Consider the following 21026-nt stretch of genomic DNA (forward strand, 5'->3'; position numbering starts at 1 on the left):
ATCCATAGTATGAAACTTAAAAATATGACAGGTTTTACAGTATCATCTGTTTTCGCTTTTGCGATTTTGGCCGGCGCTCAGACAGGGACTGTGGTCTCCACACGGACCTCCGCGCAGACGCAGGCGCCTGTTCATAAGACAAAACCGGCTCTGAAAAAAAAACCCGGCGTTCAAACGATCCAGACTAAACCGGCCGCTGTCATAAAAAAAGTTACAAGCGAACCGGCCGGCGTAAAAGCGAACAGGGGCAGGCCGCCTGCCAATGTCGTTCCTCCTACGGCCGTTGCAACCCCTTTTGACGAGGCGGTGGCAAAGCTTAGCGCCGCGGAACCGGGCGTTCGCCGCCAGGGGGCTGATTCTCTGTCGCAGAGCCGGGACCCGAGGGGTATGCCGTATCTTATAGCCGCGCTGAAAGATGAAAACGCACAGGTCAGGGTAGCCGCCGTGGACGGCCTTGGAATGCTTTCCGCGATCGAGGCCGCGCCGCAGCTTGCCGAGATGCTCACTACCGATAAAGAGCCCACCGTCAGACAGGCCGTGGCCATTTCACTTTCTTACATAATGGCCCCTACCTCAGGTCCGGCGCTCTTAAAGGCGCTTAACGACACCTCCACAGCGGTAAAATATGCGGCAGCGCACACTCTGGGAGCCATGAAATACGCCCCGGCCGAAGACCAACTGATTTCCATGCTTGCCGACACTGACGCCGGTTCGCGCAGGGTGGCAATAGCCGCTTTGGGAGACTTGCAGTCAAAGAAGGCGGAGCAGACCGTGATAAAGATGCTGGCGGATAATGATAAATATATCCGGTTGGAAGCTGTGCGCGCGTTGGGAAATATCGGAGATAAATCAGCGCTTGATGAGTTGAAAAAAAATCTTAACCCTAACGAAGATCCGGCTGTGCGCGTGGAAACGGCGCTTGCGCTTTCAAAAATGGACGACAAAAGCGGCCTTGATACCGCTTACGAATTCGCCAAATCGTCCGACCTGAGCCTGAAAAGTCAGGCGCTGAACGTGATAGGCAATATAGGCGACGAGCACAGCCTGGGCTTTATTGAGGAAATGTTTGCGGCTGAAAAGGATCCGACAAGCAAGGGTATGCTTGATTTTATCCGTCAGCGTCTTATAGCCAGGCTTACTCCGCCGGCCAAGTAGGTAAGCGGATTGAAGATTCAAGATTCCGGATTCAAGATCGGACAGGCAGGAATAAGCAACAATTGCTGATTGAAGATTGCGGATCCAAAATTAAATCCCAAATCTTCAATCTTGAATCGTAGTTTTTGAGTTTCGAATCCGGAATCTTGGATCTGGAATCTTAAATCCCCTGCCATGTCCCATAAAAATAAAAAAAACAGCAACACTATCCCAGGAAAGGCAGCCAAAGCCTTTCCGGAGGGAATAATTGACGCGCGTGAGGGGGGGATTACTAAGAAAGACAGCTATATACCGGGTTCGGCCGTCATTATTATAATAACCGGCTATATTTCCCTCTCCAAAGCGGCTCCTGACGGAAGAGATATCTGGTCAACTCTGGCCGCAGTTCTTTTGGCCGCCGGTTACCTGATGATTCCGCTCGGTATAATGGCTCGTCGGACAGCGCCAATCCGGACGCCAATGGGTTTTCCCCAAAAAAGACCCTTCCATTCATTATAAACTTCCCCTAACCCGAAAGTTGCAGTTGACTGCAAGTTTCACCCCAAAGGGGCCGCCCTTTTCCGACTATAAGCGGGGCGGATGTGTTTACAATACAAAACGCACAAAAAAGGCGTTCAAAAATCGCCCACGAGCGTAAAAGGGCGGGGTAACCCAGCCCCGCTCTTTTGGCCGTGAAGTGAAAGCTAATGGTCTTACGCTAATGTCGATTAGGGATAGAGAGTTATGCCCCAAAAGGGCGGGGCCAGCCCTTTTGGCCATTGCAATTCTGATTCATTGGCCAAAAGAGCTGCCCTCCGGGCGAATCCTTCAGTCGCGGGCAGCGCCAGAGGCCCGCGACAGGCCAGAGTCACAACTGAAGGATTCGGGCTAAAAGTGTGAGATAATGTCCCTAAACTCATTTTTGGAGCCATTTTCCCCCGTATATACCGTTTATAGCGATTTAAAAGGCATTTTACCCTTCAGTACATACCAATAAGCCACAAGGTTCGCCATACCCCGGCTGATTTCAGGCTTTTATTGTGTTTTTGCGCCCCAATGCAAATTGCCGGCTGGCTTATATGTACGACAAACAGACCTTCAAAATACCGTTTTAGCCGTTTGTGGTATTTTTTAAAAAATAAAAGCGCCCCGCTGCATTTCAAGCTTTTCCATTCCAAGTGTTTGATGGTGTTTTGTATTCCCCCCAAAATTTCCTGATTTTATGGTTTCCTGATACGTTGCCTTTGATGGTATTTTAAGCATTTTGACGATTTTCCGGTTTTTAGCGATCCCCGGGGTGGGGGGGAGGCGGTTTGATGGAGCGCTTGTTATAACGCATTTTCAGGTTTTGATGGTGTTTTAACGGGCTATGAAAGCTGCCTGATTTTTTGCTTTCGCTCCAGGTTCTTATGTCCGCGCTTTGATGGTATTTTAAAAAAACGCTTTTTTGAGATTTATCCAACCTTTGGCCGAGTCCGATTTCGCTGATTTAGCCAAAAAAAATTTTTAAAAAAAATAAAATAACAAAATTTCAGCAAAACCCTGATTCACCGTGAGTGCCAGTAATAAAAAGCTATAAACAATATTACATATTAAGGAATAATGCTTATTAAATATAGCTAATTCACAAAATACTTATATTATTTATAAGCAAACAGGAGGGGTTATTGGATAGCACAAGTTAACATAATATATCTTATCGTAAGTTGTGTTGCGGGTAAGCCGGCTGTGGGACAATGAATGATCTTTTATGGCTTTTAGAGGGCATTTAGGCGGAGAATTGCCGAAAAAATAAATCGGAGTTTCGGTTCGGTCTTGTTTTGGGTTATGCCTTATTTTCCCTGCTCCGGGAACCGTAAACGTGCAGATTATGGGTGTTTCCTGCCTGCCGTTATATTTTCCTGGCTGCCAGCCAGGCGGCTTCCATGCCGGAGTCCGTTATGGCGTAGGAACGGTTTCTTTTGGCTCCCGAGGCGGTTATTCTGCCCGCTTTGATGTCACCGGCCAGCAGCCGGTCAAGGCGATCCGGAGAATAGCCGGAGGCCCTAACCGCTTTCGACAGTGTTATGGCGCTGGCGCTCTGCCTGTTTTCTTTGTTTTTTGAGGCTGCTAAAAGCACCAGGGCGGCTTCCCGGGCGGTCATATCCGGCGGCTTGATTTTAAGGATGGTCAAATCATGTTTTTTTGTCGTTATTCTATCCCAGAATGCGGCGTTCTGCTCTGACTCTCTTTGGTCCTGATTCGCGGCGCCTGATGAACTGGCCGTCACCCCGGTTTCTATGGTTTTCAGGAAGCTGGTTTTTTCCGTCAGTATAAATTCTGCGGGGCCTTCGGCTTCAAATTCCGCTCCCGACGGGTGCTTTAGTCTGAGTTTAAGATTTGTCATAGTTTTTATTGCCAGGCGGCTTCTAATGTGTCCCGAGCTAATGATCCCGCTTGTTTCTATGGAGCTGCCCAGCCGCCCCGCTGCCTGGCGGTTCCTGTCCTCTGTCTCTTTGTGTCTTTATCACTGTATAGGCCCTTCTTTATGTCATTATTCTATCCTATATATATTTATATGTCAATATATGCCGGTTTATGTCAATTATATGCCAACAGGCTGTGGATAGGATTGTGCACAAGTCATAAGCAAGTCACCATACCGCCTGCTTCGGGGCCGGAAAGGCCCTCCAAAGTCGCGCAAGCAGGTGGGAGGGGCATAAGACAAGCCCCCCCACCGAGTGGGGGCTCTCCCCACAGGACAGGTAACGCGCCGTAGGCGGCTTACCGGGACACATGGGCGATAGTAGCGGATGTACAGCGTGGCAAGGCAAAATGCGCAGGTTTTTGGAAGGCTGAGAACTAACGCATAAAATTTACAATGAAATTTTACCGGCGAAGCGTCAAGCCTTCAGGTAGAAGATATTCGAATTAAACTTGTGAGTTATTTGAGTTGTTCCAGCTTGTGGTGGCTTCTAAAACCGGGCGGAAAGGGCCGTGGAAACGAGCTTAACGGGGGTGGTCAGGGAGTAGAGGCTTAATGGGTTGAAAACGGCGTAAACAGCGTTTAACTGCAAATCTTCGCCCATTTTGTAGACGGCTTTAAGGTCCAATTCACTGCCTATTTGCAGGGAACCGCCTGCTGAAATGTTCTGTGAGGCCTTGAAGCGGTAAAAATCCGCGGAGATAACCAGTTTCTTGTAGGGCAAGTCCATGCCCAGGTTTATCACATTAAGGCCGGAAACGCCATAAGGCAGGCCGGTGGGGGTGGAGGAGGTTTTTACGGTATCGTAGAGTGTGGCCCCGGCTATAGCGCCGAAACCGAAGCGCTCAATACCATCGTATTTCCTGCCGAAAGACGGGAAGAAGGCCTTGTCCGTCCCCCCGGTCGGTGCGCTTGGGTTGCCTGAAGCCCGGCCATAAGCCATGCGCGCGCGGGAAGGCCCGAAAGAACCCAGGTTCTGGGTCCAGGAGCCCTTTATAAGGAAGGCGTCGGCGGCGTAATCAATTGTTTTCCCCCCCGCTATTTTTGCCTGACCCCTCTGCAGCATAAACTCTCCGTCAAAATCCAGCGCATTGTGGTTCAGAAAATATCTGAGGCCGGTGAATTTTTTGGTCGTTGAGAGGGGATTGTAAAGCAGTGCATTGGCGGGGTGAACCGTATCACCCGGGTCATTCCCTTTTTCCCAAAAGTGGTAAATATGCCACAGGCCTTCGTTGGACGGATAATAAACGCCGCCGCCGTAAATCTTATAGTAGTTAAAATTTTTGAACGGCCTGAAAAAAAACGCCTCGGCCTTTATGCGCCTGTTAAGGAGTTCTTCGGCCTCCAGCCTTGCGCCCGGCATTCCAAGGCCGTCGTCCGAGAGCGTTATGCCCTGGCCAAGAGTAAATGCCTGCCGGCCTATGGTGGCGGTTATATTGGGGCGGACAAAATGATAAATTTTTACATAGGCCTCTTTCACGAAAGGCGTGCCGTCGGTGTTTGGAAGGCGGTTTATGGCGTCCTGGAATTGCGGGTTTATTACCGTGTCGGAGGAGGCGCCCACTCCGGCGCTTTTAAGCACCACTCCCACGTCCATTTTTGAGTCCCGGGTTTTTTCAAGGCGGATGTCTTTTATTATAAAACCCAGTGTGGCGTTTTCGGAATATAAGGGCTGTGAATTGCGCCGCTCGCCGTATATCATGTGCTGGTAATTTGAGGCTTTCAGTTCCACATTTGAGGAAAGATCAAGCTTCGTGGCGGAAGCGGCCGCTGGAAAAAGGAGCGCGGCCGCGCCATAAGCCGTAAGCCTTAAGCCATAGGCCTTAAGCCATAGGCTAATATGTTTACCTTTGCCGGACTTTGCCATTGGGATTAATTATATAAAATAAAGAACCCCGGGGGTTAACCCGGGGTTCTTTTTTGGTTTCTCTTTTATGAGAATTAGAACTTAACTCCAAGGTTCAGGCCCATCAGCGTTTCTGCGTTTGTTTTGGTCGAGTATTTGCTGTCTGCGCTGAACGACGCATAGTAAGCTTTCAGAGAGACATTCTCTGAATGTTTCCATGTGGCGGCGAAGTCAAGCTCGGTGCCGATCGTGCTTACAAGGCCCACTTTCTGGGTGTAGCCGAAGTTGTAGAAAGTTCCGGCGATGCTGAGCTTTTCTATCTGTTTAGGCATGAATTTGGCGCCCACATTGAATGTGGTCAGGTTGCCGAGACCACACTTGTAGTATGGGCCGAATATCATACCGGGCAGGTAGTTGCTGCTTATCGCGGTGAACTCTTCATTTTTGGTGGCACTGGTGGTAGCTTTGTTGCCGGTACCCATGGCGAATTCGCCGGTGAAGTCGAATTTGCCGGCGGTTTTTGCGTCAAGGCTGTAATTGGCATTGGCTTTCAGAGCCGAGCCCTTATAGCTTTTGGTGGTGACTTTGTTTTTGCCGAAGTTCATGGCGTATTCCACACCATAGCCCACGCCCTGATATTTGCCATCGGCTTTCACTCCGACAACATCAAGCGTGTTGTGGAGGGTGACATTGGCGCCGTCGTTGCTCTCGTAGAAATAAACGGCCGGCTTTACGATGTCGGAGAGAGCATAGCTCCCGGTGACTCCGTAGAGGTTTTTGTCCGTCGCGGCGACCAGGGAGTTTTCCGTTACTTTGGCCGCAAGGCCTGTTACGGTCCATTTGTTCTTCGCCCATTCGCCGTACCAGCCGTCCAGTGAGGAGACGGTGAAGTTGGCTATGGCGGTGTCGAGGTTCTGGTAGCTGGGGCCGTAGTATATCACTATGTCTCCGGGCTTACCGTAGAACTGCTTACCGACCTTGTGGTTGATGCCCAGCACGTTCTTCAGGTTTATATAAGCTTCCGCGAACTTTATGTTGGCGGTGAGCGCGTCCACATTCTGGCTGTCAGTGCCGTAATAGCGATAGTCGCTCTTTATGGCGGTAACCTGCGCGTTTACATCATCGTTGAGGTCGAAGTTCATTCCCAGCATGAGGCGGGAATTGATGTTGCTGAACGAAGCTTTCGTGGCAACAATGCTGTGATCTCCGCTTGTGGCGTTAACGTCTAAGTTCCCTGTGTACTTGAAGTTCTTGAGCAGTTGGGCGCTGGCCATCGAAGAGGCAAACGCGACTACCGCAAGCATTCCTATTACTTTTTTCATTTATTATACTCCTCCTTGCTTTGTCGTAAGCCCCCGTTGCCGGGGCTTTTCGCTCCACCTTCGGCCGGGGTTTCCCCCCGCGTCCGGTTTGCCTGCGCCCCTTTCAGGGGCCTACGGCCTTTCAGGAGAAGCGCCTTTTAAATCGGCGCTCCGCTTACCCCCCTTCGGGTTTTGCGGACCCCCACGGCTTTTGGCCTTTGGGAGCTCCTTTACAGAGCAATCTTATTATTACAAAAAGGTTTCCGCAGTGTCAAGCGCTTTTCGGATTATATGTCACTATCCTTTTCTACTGCCGGACGCCGCAGGCCATATGCAAAAAGGCTGCCTTAAGCTTTAAGCCATACGCCATAGGCTTGTAAGGAACTCCTTAAAGCTTACGGCTTATGGCCTATGGTATGGCACGTTTGGAACAACCGCATTAATGTTTGACCGGCGCTTTAACAGGGGGTTCTTTTTTGGCGGGTTCGGCCGGGGGAGCCAGTCGCGCTTTTGCCTGGGCGGCCCAGGAGGTTTCGGGATAAAGCAGAACTATCTTTTCCCAGGCGTTTTTTGTTTCATCCGCGTTGCCGGCCGCTTCATAGCAATGCGCCAGCGACCATTGGACCTCAGGAGCCAGGAAATGCTCCGGATAGGCGGAAAGAAAATCTTTATACTGGGCTTCGGCCGCCGGCAGCTCTCCGGCCGCTTCTTTGTTCTTTGCCAGGCTGTAGAGGGCAAACGGCCTCAGCTCTTTGGCGCCTCCGGTCAGCAGTTTTGAGTATTCGGCCTCGGCTTCCTTATATTTGCCCTGGGCGAAAAAGATGTCTCCGTTCGTAAGTATGGCGTAGCCATAGGCGCTGGTATTTGGGTAAGTGGTTTCAATGGAGCTTAATTGTGTTTGAGCTTCAGCCGCATGGCCGCTGAAGCCGACCTGCTGGGCTATAAAAAGATTTTTCCAGGCTGTATCGCGCAGGTCGGAATAATGCACGAAAAAATATACTGCAAAAATCAGCGCGGCCAGCACTATAACCGCTGTTCCTATAAAAGTTTCGCGGTTATTCTTTATCCATGCCAAAGCCTTGTCCATCCGTTTAGGCGCTTCGCTTTTACCGCTGTCTATCCAGGTTTTATCGGGCATAGTTATTATCTCCTTGGTAAATCTTCTCGTTTAGCGGTTAGCGGCGAGCGTATAGGGTGTGGAAACAAGGAAATTCCGCCCCTAAATCCCTATTCGCTATTTGCTGCGGTTGACGTGCCCCCGAGAGGAATCGAACCTCTATTTGGAGTTTAGGAAACTCTCGTCCTATCCGTTGAACGACGGGGGCATTGTCGCACCCCGCTCGCACTGCACAGCGATCGGGGCGAATTAGCCGCCGGGCTTTATAAGGTGGCGCCCGGTGCTCCACAAGGGGAGCTAAGCTCCCCTTCGTCGCTCGCTTTCCGCCTCAGGCGGACGCTCGCTGAACCTCTTTTATAAGGTCCCCGCACTCACTACGAAGGTAATCGTGCGGGTTTATCACACTACGTGTTATGCTGGACAGCTGGGCGGCTACGGATAATGAGCGCTTGCTTTTCTGTATAATTCCGGGCTGCCTAGCTGCCCCGCTGTCCAGCCGCCTAGCTTCCGCTGTCAATACTTTATCAAAGAATGAACTTCTCGGCCTGTGAGTTTGCTCCGGCCTTTGAGAAATTCCAGCTCTATCAGCATGGTTATTGCGGCCACTTGGCCGCCCAGCTTGTCAACCAGCTCGCATACGGCGCGCGCTGTGCCGCCGGTTGCCAGCACGTCGTCGACTATCAGTACTTTTTCGTTCTTCCCGAGTGAGTCCTCATGTATCTGCAAAGTGTCCTGGCCGTACTCCAGTTCGTAGGTGGCGGAAACTGTTTTATAGGGCAGTTTGCCTTTCTTGCGTACAGGCACGAGTCCCGCATGCAATTCCATGGCTATCGGCGCCGCCAGCAAAAACCCCCTGGCTTCTATGCCAAGTACCTTGGTTATGCCGAGGCCGCGGTACGGTTCCGCCATAAGCTTCACCGTTTCCCTGAATGCCGCGGGATCGGCCAACAGAGGAGTTATATCCTTAAACAAAATCCCCTTTTTGGGAAAATCCGGCACATCCCTTATTGCTTTTTTTATCTTTTCCGTCGCTTCTGTCAGGCTGTTCTCGCTCATAAAAAATTCCCTTTTGCTTTTTTTGCCGCGGACAGCCCGCCAAAGGCAAAGCGGAGCCGCATACGGTTTTCGCTTTTTTGTCTTCGCCTTAGGGCTTGCAGCAAAATAATATGCCCTTTTGGCTGAGCCGATTTTGGAGCGAGCCGAAGCGGCATGTAGCGACATGTACTATATGTACATTAGCGGAATGCCGCAAAGGCGCAGCCCGAAAGCGACCAGCCCCCAGGGGGAGGCCCATCTTTGAACCGGCTGCCGCGTTGCTCCAATACTTGCGTAGGTGCCGTAACAAGCACGGTGTGCATCAAAACGGCCTCAGTCACATAGGCACCGCTATGCTCACCCTTTCCCACCAGCTGAGGGGACACCGCATGGCGGTTTCCCCTCGTCGCGCCTTGCATCCGGCTCAAATATGGGCCTCCAAATGGTCATATTATTTTGTTGCAAGCCCTTACCTGCGCACCTTTTTTACCTGGCTTCTGGGCACATAGGGCTTGGTCGGGATGGATTCGCCGAGTATGTCGGTTTTTAATTTCGGCTGGTCCCAGCCTGGCTGAAGGTTGGTGTGGTCCTGGCGCCTGCCAAGCTCAATAAGGCCCATCCTGGATGCCACGCGCCGAAGGCGCAGAAGGGCCCGCTCCTCGATCTGTCGCACGCGCTCGCGCGACAGCCCCAGTTTCTTTCCGATGTCGTTTAAGGTCATGGGTGTCTGACCGGAAAGACCGTAGCGGTATTCAACTATCATGCGCTCGCGTTCGCCTATTTCCACCAGAGCGGTTTTAAGCTCGTCATGCAGGCGTAAAATGGAGATCAGGTTTTCGGGCCTGTCGGAATCGGAGTCTTTCATGGTGTCGCCCATGGTGTCTTCGTTTTCGCCGGTAAGCGGAGCGTCCATTGAAGACATGCCTGTAACCACCTCCGAGGCGTTGATGGCGGTGCGCACCTGATTGGCGTTCCAGTGCATCTGGCGCGCCATCTCAGCCATCGTTGGATCGCGGCCCAGTTTGCCGTGCATTTTATCCCACTGCTTGAGCCATTTCCGGAGCGCGGTCCAGGCGTGCGGCGGTATCCTTATGGATTTTGAATTTTCTTCCACCGAGCGCCTCACGCACTGCTCTATCCAATAGCAGGCGTAGGTTGAAAATCTGTATCCTTTGCTGGGTTCAAATTTATCTATTGCGTGGAGAAGGCCCAAATTGCCTTCTTCCACCAGGTCCATCAGATCAGCCCCGGGATAAAGGAAGCGCTTGGCTATCGGGATAACCAGCTTCAGGTTTAACTCCATGATGCGCTGTTTGGCGCGCCTGTCGCCGCGCTTCACGCGTTTCCAAAGCTCGTGCGATTCTTCCCTTGAAATTTTGTGGTCTATCTGGCTTATTTTCCTGATGTATTGATTCGTGGAATCAATATTGATATCGCTTAGTTTACCGCCCTTTTCCGCGGCTTTTTCAGGTTTTTCGGTTTTTTCAGCTTTTTCTTCTTCGTTTTCAACGGTTTCTTCTTTTTCTTCTGCCATGTTTTTTCCTCTCGTCAAATCGACGCTTTTATGTAAAAATCGTTTTCCCCGGTGCCCGAATCCATAAGTTCCTGGGTTTCCATTTTCTCCACACTGGCGCAGGAGTTCCCGTTCTTTAAATGTTTCAGAAAAGCATTCAGTTCCGGAACAGGGCCCTGAACCTCGCCTTCCACCGAACCGTCAGTCACATTGCGCACCCAGCCGTTCAGGTGATGGTCGGATGCTGTTTCTTTAACGAACCAGCGGTAGCCAATGCCCTGTACTTGTCCTACGACCCTGAAACTTATCCTCATTAAACCAATGATACTAAAAAGATTAAAAACAGGCAAGCGATATTGACAGTGCAAGGGGAAGGAAAGGCTGAAGACTGAGGGCTGAAGGCTGAAGGATTAAAAATTGAAGATGGGGAAAATGGTTGAATTGTAATAAAAAAATCGGGGCGGTGGGATTTGAACCCACGGCCTCTCGGTCCCGAACCGAGCGCTCTACCAGCTGAGCCACGCCCCGATATGAACTGCGGGCAAATAAAACCTGTTACCCGTTAACTTTCACCTGAACCTATTCTAGCATTCTTTGCGCTGCTTTGGGGAAGAATTGTAGTTGCTCAGAAGCCAGAAGTCGGAATCCAGTAGCCAGAATGAAGACGAGGGCAATGGAAAGAATTCATTATTCTGAATTCTGGCTACTGACTTCTGAATTCTGATCCCTGCCGTCCGGCTCTCAATTTTTTATTATCTTTTCAAGTATCATCGCGACGATATCCCTTGCGGCGTAGGGCTTTGAGAAGGCTGACGGCAGTTTTATATGGTGTTCAGCGGAGCGCTGGCTGCTGTCAAGCTGGCGTCTCACCAGCGCCTGAAGCTGGCGGCCGTTTTTTGCCAGATCCGCCAGGCGATTCTTCAGCAGAAAAGCGGAGTTAAGTTCTTCCTGCCCCGGCAGCGGAGAAAAAATTATGAGCGGTTTGCCAAGCGAGAGCGTTTCCGCCACTGTCACACCCCCGGGTTTGGCCACCACCAGATCCGCCGCGCCATAGTAGGCGCTCGGGGCATCCGTGTAATCAAGGATTTTAAGGTGTCGTTTCTTGTGCATAGTGCTTCGTGAAAGCCTGCGTGCCAGGGCCTTGTCCTCGCCGCACATTACCATAGCCTGCAATCTGCCGAAAAACGGTTCCAGGGCTTCAACGGCTGAAAATATTTCCCCCATGCCGCGGCTGCCGCCGGTTATAAGGACCGTAAACAGGTTTGGCGCGAGCCCGATATTTTTTCTTTCCGTCTGCTTGTCGTACGGGGCCAGAAATTCCTTTCGCACCGGTATTCCGGTCACAAATATCTTTGCCGGATCGGCTCCGTTCTTAAGCAGGCCCTGCGCGGCGGTTTTTGAGGGTACAAAATAGCCCGCCACGTTTTCAGCCGGCCAATAGGAGTGGGCGTTGAAATCGGTCAGTACGGAGAAAAGCGGAATATTTTTAAGGGCGGAGCTTTTAGCTATCAGCATGGCCGAGAGGGCCTGGGTTGAGACCGCCGCCTTTATGTTTTTTGCGGTGAGAAGCTCTGAAAGCTTTTGGGAATAAAAAGAGAGAACAGTGTTTTTTAACGCGCCGGAAGCGAAGGCCACAAAATCGTTGTCGTAAACATAATTCCACAGGAACGGGGTTTTTTTTAAAACTTCGATATAGGTTTTTGCGACGAATGGCCCGATGTTCGGATAGACTTCGGACAGGTTTATAAACACCGGCTCAATTATGGCGGCCGGGAAAAAATCAGCGAGCGCCCTGGCGGCGCTGTAATGGCCGGAGGGCGCGCAGCCGTAAATAAGGCCTATCTTTAAAGGATATTGCGCTGAATGTGTTGTGGTCATATAAAGGACAGTAGAGATATTTTATAATAAAAAAACCGGCCATTGGCCGGTTTCCGCTGCGTGGGTTAACTGCCAGCAAATCATAAGCCACAAGCTGTAAGCGGGGAAAAGGCGGCTGGCGGAAAGTGACTTTTGGCCGCGTTCAAGTCGCTCCATCGGGGCGGCGGGAATCGGACCCGCAGTCTCTCGCACCCCAAGCGAGCGCTCTACCATTGAGCCACGCCCCGGTAGCGCAACTTGAACCAAAACTTGTTAACTGAATCACTATTCTAGCATTCTTTAGCCGCTTTTTTGCCAGAGCTGAAGAACTGAAGTTCCGGAAAGCTGAACCGAAGCATTCTCCTCTTCAAATTCGTTAACTTCAGACTTCAGCGCTTCCAGCTCTGGATTTTATAGCTCTTTTATGAACTGGCTAAGTTCGTTTCGTATTTCTTCCAGTAATTCGGCCTTTACCCCGCTTACACTTTTTATAGCCTGCCCGGCGGCCGGTTTTTTTCTTGAACGTAAAAATTTTTTTGCCCCGGTAAGCGTATAGCCCTTCAAAAGCACCAGGTCCTTAAGCTCGTTTATCGTTTCAAGGTCGGCTTTAGTATAGCGGCGATGGCCGCTTGCAAGACGAAGCGGGCGCAGAAGGGCGCGCGTTTCCCAATAGCGGATAGTGTGCGGCGGCAGTTTTGTCCTGCTTGAAATCTCACTTATGGTTAAATATGTTTTTTCGGACATATGGGAGATCGGAGGTTAGTGGTCGGAAGTGAGGGGTTAGTGGTGGAATACCGCATCTTAAATATTTCTTCCTCAGCCTCTGTCCTCCAGCCCCTGCCGTACTTACATTCCTATGGTAAGTTTTTTTGAAGGTTTGAACCGGATGCTGCGCCGCGTGCCCACCATCACCCGCTGGTTGGTTTTAGGGTTCCTCATCTGGCGCGGCAGGCGTTCTTTGACTTTAAAAGTCCCGAAATTTGAAATTACAACTTTCTGATTGTCGCGCAGGGCCTCCACAATTATCTCAAAGGTTTTAGTTACCGCGATCTTGGCGTCTTTTTCCGTGGTCAGATGCCTGGTTATTTCCTTTATCAGATCAAGCTTATTCATCTTCTTCATCCTCCAGCGTTTCGTCTTCTTCCCCGGGCTCGGGGCCGTGGATCGGCGGCTTTTTAAGAAGCTGGTTTATAATATCGTTCGGCTTCAGGCTTTTAAGATCCTGCTTGAATTTCACCACCTCGTCTTCAGTTATCGGCTTGCTGAGAACCTGCGTTTTAGAAAAGACAGTCTCGCTTATATAAATGGGGCAGCCAAAGCGCACGGCCACGGCCACGGCGTCAGAGGGGCGGGCGTCAATAATGACCGGGTTTTGTCCCTCGGTTCCGGTTACGCGGATGCTGGAATAGTAGGTGTTATCCACGATATCCGTGATAGTCACTTTTTCAACTTTCAGACCCAGCTTTTTGAGCATGGAAAAAATAAGGTCGTGGGTCATGGGCCTTGGGGAAGGATATCCGGAAAGACGTATAGCTATGGCCTGCGCTTCCATCGGGCCTATCCAAATGGGCAGAATGCGCGTGCCGCCCGATTCATCAAGAAAAATAATTGATTCGGTAAGGCTGGTGGCTATAGAGTAAATTTTCACTTCCACTTCACGGCTGTTTCCCGCTTCATCGGTCATTTTTGCCTTTTTCTTCCGTTTCCGCCGCCGTCCCCGGTTTGTGCTTGAAAGATAGTTCCTTGCCTTGCAGTATTCTGCGGATATTCGGGATGTGCGTGTAGAAAATAAGCGCGCAGACCACGCAGGCCATTATGGTCAGCGGTTTTCTTTGAGGCGGGTTCAGGAAAAAGCAGAACACCGGCAGCGCCACCGAGGCCGCCATGGAACCTACCGAAATATGCTGGGTTATGGCCACGGCCAGGCCGAAAAACACGAAAGCTCCCGTAGTCGGCAAGGGCAGAAGAGCCATGAAAACTCCAGCCGAAGTGGCAACTCCCTTGCCGCCTTTAAAACCAAGGAAAGGAGTCCAGATGTGTCCCGCTATGGCAAGCCCGCCCGCGGCCACCGGTATCCACCAGTGGCCTTTGCTGAAGTCAACGGAGCCTTCAATATAGAAAAAACGCATTGCGATCATGGCCGGGGCAAAGCCTTTAAGAAAGTCCACGATGAAGGTAAGTATTCCCGGCCATTTGCCCAAAGTGCGATAAACATTGGCCGTGCCGGGGTTGCCGGAGCCGTGCTGGCGTATGTCTATGCCTTTGAGCCGGCCTATAAGGTAACCCGTGGGAATTCCTCCCAACAGGTAACTGGCTATTAAAAGCAGAGAGGTTTTAACCATTCTTCAGATTATATAAAAAAGTGGATAGGGGTTAGCGGCTGGAGGTTAGGGAAGGAGTTTCTTATTCATTCCCTCACCCCTCACCGCTGTACGCTCGCCGCTATCCTTTTAACGATCCTTTCGTAATTCTCCGGAGTCGCCTTGAAGGCCACTTTTATCCTGCCGTCTTCATAAAGAGTTTCTTTTACTGCGCAGGCTTTATAGAGTTCCCCGAGCAGATCGTTCCTTCGCGCGGGCAGTTCGAGCGAGTATTCTTTCCATTTGCGCGAGAGCGATTTTTCGGCAAGTTCCAAAAGTTCTTTCATCCCGGAGCCGGAGAGCGCCGAAACAAATACCGGGTTCAGGCGCGCCGGCGACCAGATGGAAAGCGCCGGGTTTTTAACGAGGTCGGCCTTGTTAAAGACATTAATTACAGGTATGCCTTCCAGGTCGAGTGTTTTCAGGGTTTCAGCCACGGCTTCGTGCTGGGTTTTAAGATAAGAGGAAGCTCCGTCGTGCACATGTATTATCAGGTCGGAGTAAGTTATTTCCTCAAGGGTGGAGCGGAAGGCCGCTATCAGCTGGTGGGGCAGGTTCTGTATGAAGCCCACCGTGTCGGTAAAAAGCGCCCAGCCGCCGCCGGGAAGTTTAACGCGCTTGGTGGCCGGGTCAAGGGTGGCGAAAAGTTTGTCGTCGGTGTAAATGGAGTGTCTGCCGCCTGTAAGGCGGTTAAGCAAAGTGGACTTGCCGGCGTTCGTATAGCCCACTAAAGATATCTGCGCCATGGGCAGCGCGTCGCGGGTTTTGCGCTGGTTCCGGCGTTCTTTCCTTATCGTTTCAATTCCGGCTTTAAGTTCTATTATTTTGTCGCGCAGCGCCCGGCGTTCGTATTCGATTTTGCGTTCGCCAGGGCCCCTGGTCCCTATCATGCCGTGCTGCTGCTCAAGGCCCGCGCCCTTGCCTGTAAGGCGCGACGCGGCGTAAGAAAAACGCGCCAGTTTTACCTGCAGGCGTCCTTCCCTGGTGCGCGCCCGCTGGGAAAAGATCTCAAGTATGAGGAATGTGCGCTCTATCGCCGGAACACCGAGCAGGCGTTCAAGGTTCCTCTGCTGGGCGCTTGTGAGGGCCTTGTCAAAAATCACGAGCCCGGCGCGCGTTTCTTTGATAAGTTCTTTTAGCTCTTCAATTTTACCGGAGCCGATGAGCGTGGCGGGATTATAAGCGGAAAGGGTGACCGTAAGTTTTTTCACCGGCTCAAGAGAAGCGGTTTGGGCCAGGCGCCAGAGTTCCTCAAGCGAGGTATCCGAGGAAAAATCCGCCTCCGCGCGGCTTTTCAGTTTAACCGACAGAAGAATCGCTTTTATCATATCTTAACAACAGGGTATAGGGGCCAGAGACCAGGGGTTAGGGAAGGAGTTCCTGATTTATACAAATTCCCCCCTTCATTCGCCCTTCGCCGCCAGTTCCCATACTTCAGCCCTCAGCCTTCAGCCTATTCACAATATCATCGGCTATTTCTTCCGGCTTGTAGTCCGAGAAGCTTTCAAGATCCAGCCGCCGGGCGTTTTTGTACCTGGAAAACCAGGTGTTCTGGCGTTTCGCGTAGGACATTGAGAGCATGGTAATGGAGTGGATGGCTTCCGCGCGGGTCAGTCGTCCTGAGTGAAAATCAAGAACCTGCGGATACCCCAGCGATTTAAGCCCCGGCGCGTCTTCAGGGTAACCGCGCTCCAGCAGGTTTTTTGTTTCCTGAAGCCATTCGTCAAAACGGGTAATGGCGCGCTGTTTTATGCGTTCGTTTAAAAGCTCTTTTTTCCAATGGAAAAAAATGAAAGTCCCCAGATGCGCCGGGAGGGCGTTAAAAAAACGCCCCGACCAGATCTCGGAAACCGGGCGGCCCGCGAGTTTGGTTATCTCTATGGCGCGCATAACGCGCTGGATGTTTCCGGGAGGGATGATGCTTGCCGCTTTCGGGTCAAGTTCCTTTAAAACCGAGTGCAGCGCTTCCTTGCCGTCCCGCTCGGCTTTGGCTGCCAGTTCCGCGCGAAGCGCGGGGTCGGCCGCGGGCAGCGGGTCAAGGCCGTTCCAAAGGGCTTGTATGTACATGCCTGTGCCGCCGGCAATTATCGGGGTTTTTCCCCGTGCTTTTATTTCATTGATCTTCTGGCGGGCCGAGCGCACAAAAGAGGCGGCGTCATAACTTGAACGCGGGTCAATAATGTCCACCAGGTGGTAGGGCACGCCGCTGACCAGGTAAACGCTTTGGCCCTCCGTTTCAGTCCAGGCGCCCGCGGGTTTGGCGGTACCGGCCGAAAGATATTTGTAAATCTGTTTTGAATCCGCGGAAATGATTTCCCCGTTGACCCTGGCGGCCAGCGCCAGCGCCACTTCGGTTTTACCCGAGGCGTTAGCCCCCATGAGGGTTATGGGCTTGAAGAATGGTTGGAACATCAGTTAATGGGCAGAAATCAGCAAACAGTGAATAGTAAATAGCGAAAAGCCCCCTTATTGCTATACCCTATTCGCTACTCGCTGTTCGGGGCGTTTTTACTTCTTCTTGAAAGGTAAATCGTCTTTTTGCGGCTTGTTGCACAGGCCATGCGCCCGGCAGGTTTCAACGCACACTTCCGGGAGTTTTAAGATCATGCGGGTGTCGCAGTCGGCGTAATCTTCGGCCATTTCGTTTATCCGCTTGCGGTCGTCGGGGCTGATGCTGGAAAAAGAAATGCCGTTCATGAAAACGCCGCCCCTTTCCTTGACCCATGAAATTTTGCCGGTAACGGGTATTTCCCGGATGCCGCCGAGTTTAAGGATGATATTGAGCTCATTTGAGTGCGGGGGCTCAAGGAAAGTAATAAGGCGCATGCCGCCGGCGGAAAGATCCACAAGTATGGCCGGCTGCGGCTTGGTTTTACCGCCTTCCGCTTTGGCTGAAAACTGGACATCCACCGGTTCAAGTATACCGTGCAGTATGGGCAGGCGCACATGCTGGCGTCTTTCTTTTACAACTTTATTCTTTTTCATCTTATCACCTTCCCGTTCAGGATGTTTTTGTCAGTGCCGGTTATCTCAACTCTCAGCGTCTCTCCGGGGGAGCCTGCCCTGTCCGTGAAACAGGTGAAATTAGTGGACGTCCTGCCGGAAGTTTCTGTCTCAAATAGCACTTCCTCTATTTTACCAATTCTTTTCTTTAAAATGTCACGCGAATTTTCCTTGACGGCGGAAAGCAGGCGTTCAAGACGCGCCTCCATGAGGGGCTCGCTTATCTGCGTTTTCATTTCGGATTTATCAGTGCGTGGGGAATACTTGAAACAGAAGGCGAAAGAAAATCCCCCCTCCCGCGCCAGCGCGAGCGTCCGCGAAAAATCTTCTTCAGTCTCGCCCGGATAGCCCACTATAAAATCAGTGGAAACGGAAACGTCTCCGGCGGCCGCGCGCATGCGGGCGATAAGGTCCAGGTACCCGGCGCGGGTATAGCCGCGCCTCATCAGCTTAAGGATGCGGTCCGAACCGGACTGTACCGGCAGGTGTATATGGCGGGAAAGTTTAGGCTCGCCGGCAAGCAGCTCAAAAAACGCCTTGTCAAAAAAAAGCGGGTGCGGGCTCATGAAACGTACCCGCCGCACATCTTTAATGGCGCAGACTTTTTTAAGCAGTCCGGCAAAAGCGGTTTTGCCGCAGCGGTAGGCGTTTACCGTCTGGCCCAAAAGGACTATCTCGCGCGCGCCGGCCCCGGCCTTGGCGCGGGCCTCTTCAAGTATGGCCTCGGGCTCAATACAAACGGCTTCTCCCCGCACCGAGGGCACCACGCAATAAGAGCATTTAAGCGAACAGCCGCGCATGATAGTTACATAAGCCGAAAGCGGCGATTTGAAAATTTCAGCGGGGACGGTTCCCGGCGTTTCAAAATGAGCGTCAAGCAGTTCTTGCAGGCGGCCAAGTTCTTTCGCCCCAAGTACGCCGTCTATGAACGGGAATTTGGTTTTAAGGAATTTTCCCCCCAGGCGCTGGGCCGCGCAGCCCATTACGAAAACCTTGCCGGCGGGTTTATCGCGCTTCCATTTTCTGAGGCGTCCTATCTGCGAAACGGCTTTATCCTCCGCCTTCTGGCGCACGGTGCAGGTGTTTATCACCACGGCGTCTGCTTTGGAAATATCCTCTGTCAGTTCGAAAGCCCTTTCGTGGAAAGCCGCGGCAATGTCCGCGGAGTCCGCCTCGTTCATCTGGCATCCGAATGTAATAATACAGACTTTTCCCGGGCGGCGGGATACGGGTTGCGGTTTAGGGTTGTTTTCCATTTCTGCTCTGCCTCAATAAATAAAAAATTAAATGGCGCGAAAAATTCTGCATTTCGGAGTTTTTTGTCGGAGATTTTGATGTTCCAGAACCAGAAGAGTTGAGCCGGTGGCCACCGGTTGATAAAAACCCCGCCTCGGCTTGCTTCGCGGCGCCCAGGCGGGATTTTCTGTTAATATTATGTCGCCACCGGAAGAGGCAGAAACAACCCATACAACAAGGAAGCTAAGGCCGGGACAGCCCGACAAGCCGGGCAGACCCGGCCTTAGCCGCCTTATTTTATCCCGCCCGCCCATTTGCGCGCTTTTACGCCACGCAAAAGCGCACATTTACCCCATAAAAAAGAAAAGACAAAAGGTGTAAAAAGATGTATCATATCCTTATGAAACGCTACAACATGGTTGAAGCCGCTAAACAATTAGGCGTAACCCGTCAAACAATTTACTACTGGATGAAAAAAGGTTGGGTGAAACCTAGCCGTGACTATCGGGACTTCCCGATATTCACGGAAACGGATTTAAAGAAACTTAAAAAGTGGAAAGAAACAATTAAGGTGGCCAAATGAAAATCGCTTTATATTTAAGAGTTTCCACGGAAGACCAGGCCAAGGAAGGCTATTCCCTTGAGGTGCAAAGGGAAACCCTTGAAGCTTTTGCCAAACGGGAAGGCCTTGAGATTTACAAGATCTACTCGGACGACGGTATTAGCGGTTACACCTCGGACAGGCGGCCCGCGCTTGCCGCACTTTTGGCTGACGCCAAAAGCGGCAAATTCGATTTGGTGTTAGTTTCCAAATTGGACCGTTTCAGCCGGAACCTGCGCGACCTCTTAAATTTGGTAGAGGAGCTTTGCAGCTACGGCGTGGGCTTTAAGTCGGCGGGGGAACCCTTTGATACCACAACCTCGGCCGGCAAGCTTATGTTCCAGCAACTTGGCAGTTTTGCCGAGTTCGAGCGCAACCGCATAGCCGAGCGAGTATTCCCCGGCATGGTCAAAGGCGTTCAGCAGGGCAACTGGCAGGGCTCAAGATACACGCCCTACGGCTACAAATATAACAAAGCCGCCAAGCTGCTGGAGGTAGTGGAAAGCGAGGCCGAGGTTGTGCGGCGCATTTACGCCCTTTACCTTGAGGGCAAAAGCACCCTGGCTATAGGAACCATCCTTACCAAGCAAGGCGTAAGGAACCGTAAGGGCAATTATTTCGGCACCAAGGTTATAGGCGATATCCTTAAAAATCCTATCTACACCGGCAAGATCGTTTGGAACGCACACCACTACGACAAAACCAAGAAAACAGCCAAGGGTTATAAATACGTAAAGAACTCTCCTGATAAAATTATTACCGCACAAGGCAAACACACGGCCCTTATTAGCGACGAAGTTTTTGCGCAAGCGCAAAAGCTTCGCGCTGAAAAGCGCATCGCCCTGCGCAAGGCCAAGCCGGGGGACTACTTGTTATCCGGCCTGATGTTCTGCGGCAAATGCAATCATAAGTATGTGGGCGCATCCTCGGTATCGAACCACCGCACGAAGGCCACAAAAAAATGGTATCGCTGCTCTTCAAGGACGCGCAGTTATACCACCTGCCGCAACAAAAGCGTTAAGGCCGAGGCCATTGAACCACATCTTGAGCACATGCTTGAAATACTGCTCAAAAACGACAAATTAAGGGACCGATGGCCGAACATGACTTGTCCGGCCATCAGGCCCCAGGAAGACGAAAAAAAGGCAAAAAAGGCGGTTCGCCAAAGCCTGTCGGACAATTTCGCCAAACAGGCGAAATTGACCGACGCCTACATAGAAAGCCTCATGTCCAAGGAAGTTTTTGAGGCCTCAAACAAAGAATTAATGCAGAAAGGCGAAGAGCTGAAAAAGCTGGCGGCCTTCTACGAGTTGCGCCAGATAGACCGCGAAAAATCCGCGGACTATCTGGCGAGGGTCCATGAGTTCCGTTCCGACGGTGATCCGCAGAAAGAGTTGTTCAGCGCCACCGACCGCAAGCGCATGGTCAACCTGGTGTTCAGGAACATCAAAATCTCCGACAAAAAACTCCGAAATGCAGAATTTTTCGCGCCATTTAATTTTTTATTTATTGAGGCAGAGCAGAAATGGAAAACAACCCTAAACCGCAACCCGTATCCC

General features: G+C 51.4%; 20 protein-coding genes and 3 tRNA genes. 3 read left to right on the forward strand and 20 right to left on the reverse strand.

Annotated elements, in window-relative coordinates; genetic code table 11:
* The first annotated feature begins 9 nt into the window (after positions 1–9).
* On the forward strand, positions 10–1155 hold the full coding sequence (locus tag NTX59_00275; GenBank protein MCX5784105.1) for a HEAT repeat domain-containing protein: 1146 nt from the start codon (positions 10–12) through the stop codon (positions 1153–1155).
* 1110 nt (positions 1156–2265) lie between these two features.
* Here the strand turns inward: NTX59_00275 and NTX59_00280 are convergent.
* The 20 genes from NTX59_00280 to miaB form a co-directional block, all read right to left on the reverse strand.
* Positions 2266–2397, reverse strand: coding sequence for a hypothetical protein (locus tag NTX59_00280; GenBank protein ID MCX5784106.1), 132 nt, complete (start codon positions 2395–2397; stop codon positions 2266–2268).
* Positions 2398–3025: 628 nt separating this feature from the next.
* Positions 3026–3520 carry a hypothetical protein gene (locus NTX59_00285; protein MCX5784107.1) on the reverse strand — a complete coding sequence of 165 codons (495 nt, stop codon included), beginning with the start codon at positions 3518–3520 and terminating at the stop codon, positions 3026–3028.
* Between the two features lie 568 nt (positions 3521–4088).
* Complete coding sequence (locus NTX59_00290) at positions 4089–5465, reverse strand: hypothetical protein (protein MCX5784108.1); 1377 nt, start codon at positions 5463–5465, stop codon at positions 4089–4091.
* Between the two features lie 74 nt (positions 5466–5539).
* Positions 5540–6766 carry an alginate export family protein gene (locus NTX59_00295; protein MCX5784109.1) on the reverse strand — a complete coding sequence of 409 codons (1227 nt, stop codon included), beginning with the start codon at positions 6764–6766 and terminating at the stop codon, positions 5540–5542.
* Positions 6767–7184: 418 nt separating this feature from the next.
* Positions 7185–7883, reverse strand: a complete 699-nt coding sequence (locus NTX59_00300) for a tetratricopeptide repeat protein (GenBank protein MCX5784110.1) — start codon at positions 7881–7883, stop codon at positions 7185–7187.
* Between the two features lie 115 nt (positions 7884–7998).
* A tRNA-Arg gene (locus NTX59_00305) sits at positions 7999–8070 on the reverse strand.
* 305 nt (positions 8071–8375) lie between these two features.
* Positions 8376–8918 (reverse strand): adenine phosphoribosyltransferase, encoded by a 543-nt coding sequence (locus NTX59_00310; protein MCX5784111.1) that lies wholly within the window; start codon positions 8916–8918, stop codon positions 8376–8378.
* A 448-nt stretch (positions 8919–9366) separates the two neighbouring features.
* Positions 9367–10431, reverse strand: coding sequence for a sigma-70 family RNA polymerase sigma factor (locus NTX59_00315; GenBank protein ID MCX5784112.1), 1065 nt, complete (start codon positions 10429–10431; stop codon positions 9367–9369).
* A 14-nt stretch (positions 10432–10445) separates the two neighbouring features.
* Entirely contained in the window at positions 10446–10724 is a 279-nt protein-coding gene (locus NTX59_00320; protein ID MCX5784113.1) for an acylphosphatase, read from the reverse strand.
* Positions 10725–10865: 141 nt separating this feature from the next.
* Positions 10866–10938 (reverse strand) — tRNA-Pro (locus NTX59_00325).
* Positions 10939–11151: 213 nt separating this feature from the next.
* Positions 11152–12288: a glycosyltransferase gene (locus NTX59_00330; protein MCX5784114.1), complete on the reverse strand. Its 1137-nt coding sequence runs from the start codon at positions 12286–12288 to the stop codon at positions 11152–11154.
* A 155-nt stretch (positions 12289–12443) separates the two neighbouring features.
* Positions 12444–12515 (reverse strand) — tRNA-Pro (locus tag NTX59_00335).
* A gap of 163 nt (positions 12516–12678) precedes the next feature.
* Positions 12679–13011, reverse strand: a complete 333-nt coding sequence (locus tag NTX59_00340; GenBank protein ID MCX5784115.1) for a MerR family transcriptional regulator — start codon at positions 13009–13011, stop codon at positions 12679–12681.
* A 102-nt stretch (positions 13012–13113) separates the two neighbouring features.
* Positions 13114–13380, reverse strand: a complete 267-nt coding sequence (locus NTX59_00345; protein MCX5784116.1) for an HU family DNA-binding protein — start codon at positions 13378–13380, stop codon at positions 13114–13116.
* Positions 13373–13951, reverse strand: a complete 579-nt coding sequence (locus tag NTX59_00350; protein ID MCX5784117.1) for a bifunctional nuclease family protein — start codon at positions 13949–13951, stop codon at positions 13373–13375. Before NTX59_00350 ends, NTX59_00345 begins: the two co-directional genes overlap by 8 nt.
* Positions 13941–14609 carry a glycerol-3-phosphate 1-O-acyltransferase PlsY gene (plsY, locus tag NTX59_00355; protein ID MCX5784118.1) on the reverse strand — a complete coding sequence of 223 codons (669 nt, stop codon included), beginning with the start codon at positions 14607–14609 and terminating at the stop codon, positions 13941–13943. Before plsY ends, NTX59_00350 begins: the two co-directional genes overlap by 11 nt.
* Before the next feature lie 80 nt (positions 14610–14689).
* Complete coding sequence (hflX, locus tag NTX59_00360; protein ID MCX5784119.1) at positions 14690–15955, reverse strand: GTPase HflX; 1266 nt, start codon at positions 15953–15955, stop codon at positions 14690–14692.
* Positions 15956–16061: 106 nt separating this feature from the next.
* Complete coding sequence (gene miaA, locus NTX59_00365; protein ID MCX5784120.1) at positions 16062–17039, reverse strand: tRNA (adenosine(37)-N6)-dimethylallyltransferase MiaA; 978 nt, start codon at positions 17037–17039, stop codon at positions 16062–16064.
* Between the two features lie 96 nt (positions 17040–17135).
* On the reverse strand, positions 17136–17612 hold the full coding sequence (locus NTX59_00370) for a PilZ domain-containing protein (protein ID MCX5784121.1): 477 nt from the start codon (positions 17610–17612) through the stop codon (positions 17136–17138).
* Positions 17609–18886 (reverse strand): tRNA (N6-isopentenyl adenosine(37)-C2)-methylthiotransferase MiaB, encoded by a 1278-nt coding sequence (gene miaB / locus NTX59_00375; GenBank protein MCX5784122.1) that lies wholly within the window; start codon positions 18884–18886, stop codon positions 17609–17611. Before miaB ends, NTX59_00370 begins: the two co-directional genes overlap by 4 nt.
* Positions 18887–19266: 380 nt before the next feature.
* Here miaB and NTX59_00380 point away from each other — a divergent pair, with 380 nt between their 5' ends.
* The gene (locus NTX59_00380) at positions 19267–19449 is read left to right on the forward strand and encodes a MerR family transcriptional regulator (protein MCX5784123.1); all 183 of its coding nucleotides are present in this window, start codon (positions 19267–19269) and stop codon (positions 19447–19449) included.
* On the forward strand, positions 19446–21026 hold a 1581-nt coding region (locus tag NTX59_00385; protein MCX5784124.1), incomplete at its 3' end, for a recombinase family protein. The genes NTX59_00380 and NTX59_00385, both read left to right, overlap by 4 nt.

The organism is Elusimicrobiota bacterium, assembly GCA_026388155.1.
GTDB lineage: Bacteria > Elusimicrobiota > Elusimicrobia > Elusimicrobiales > UBA9959 > UBA9634.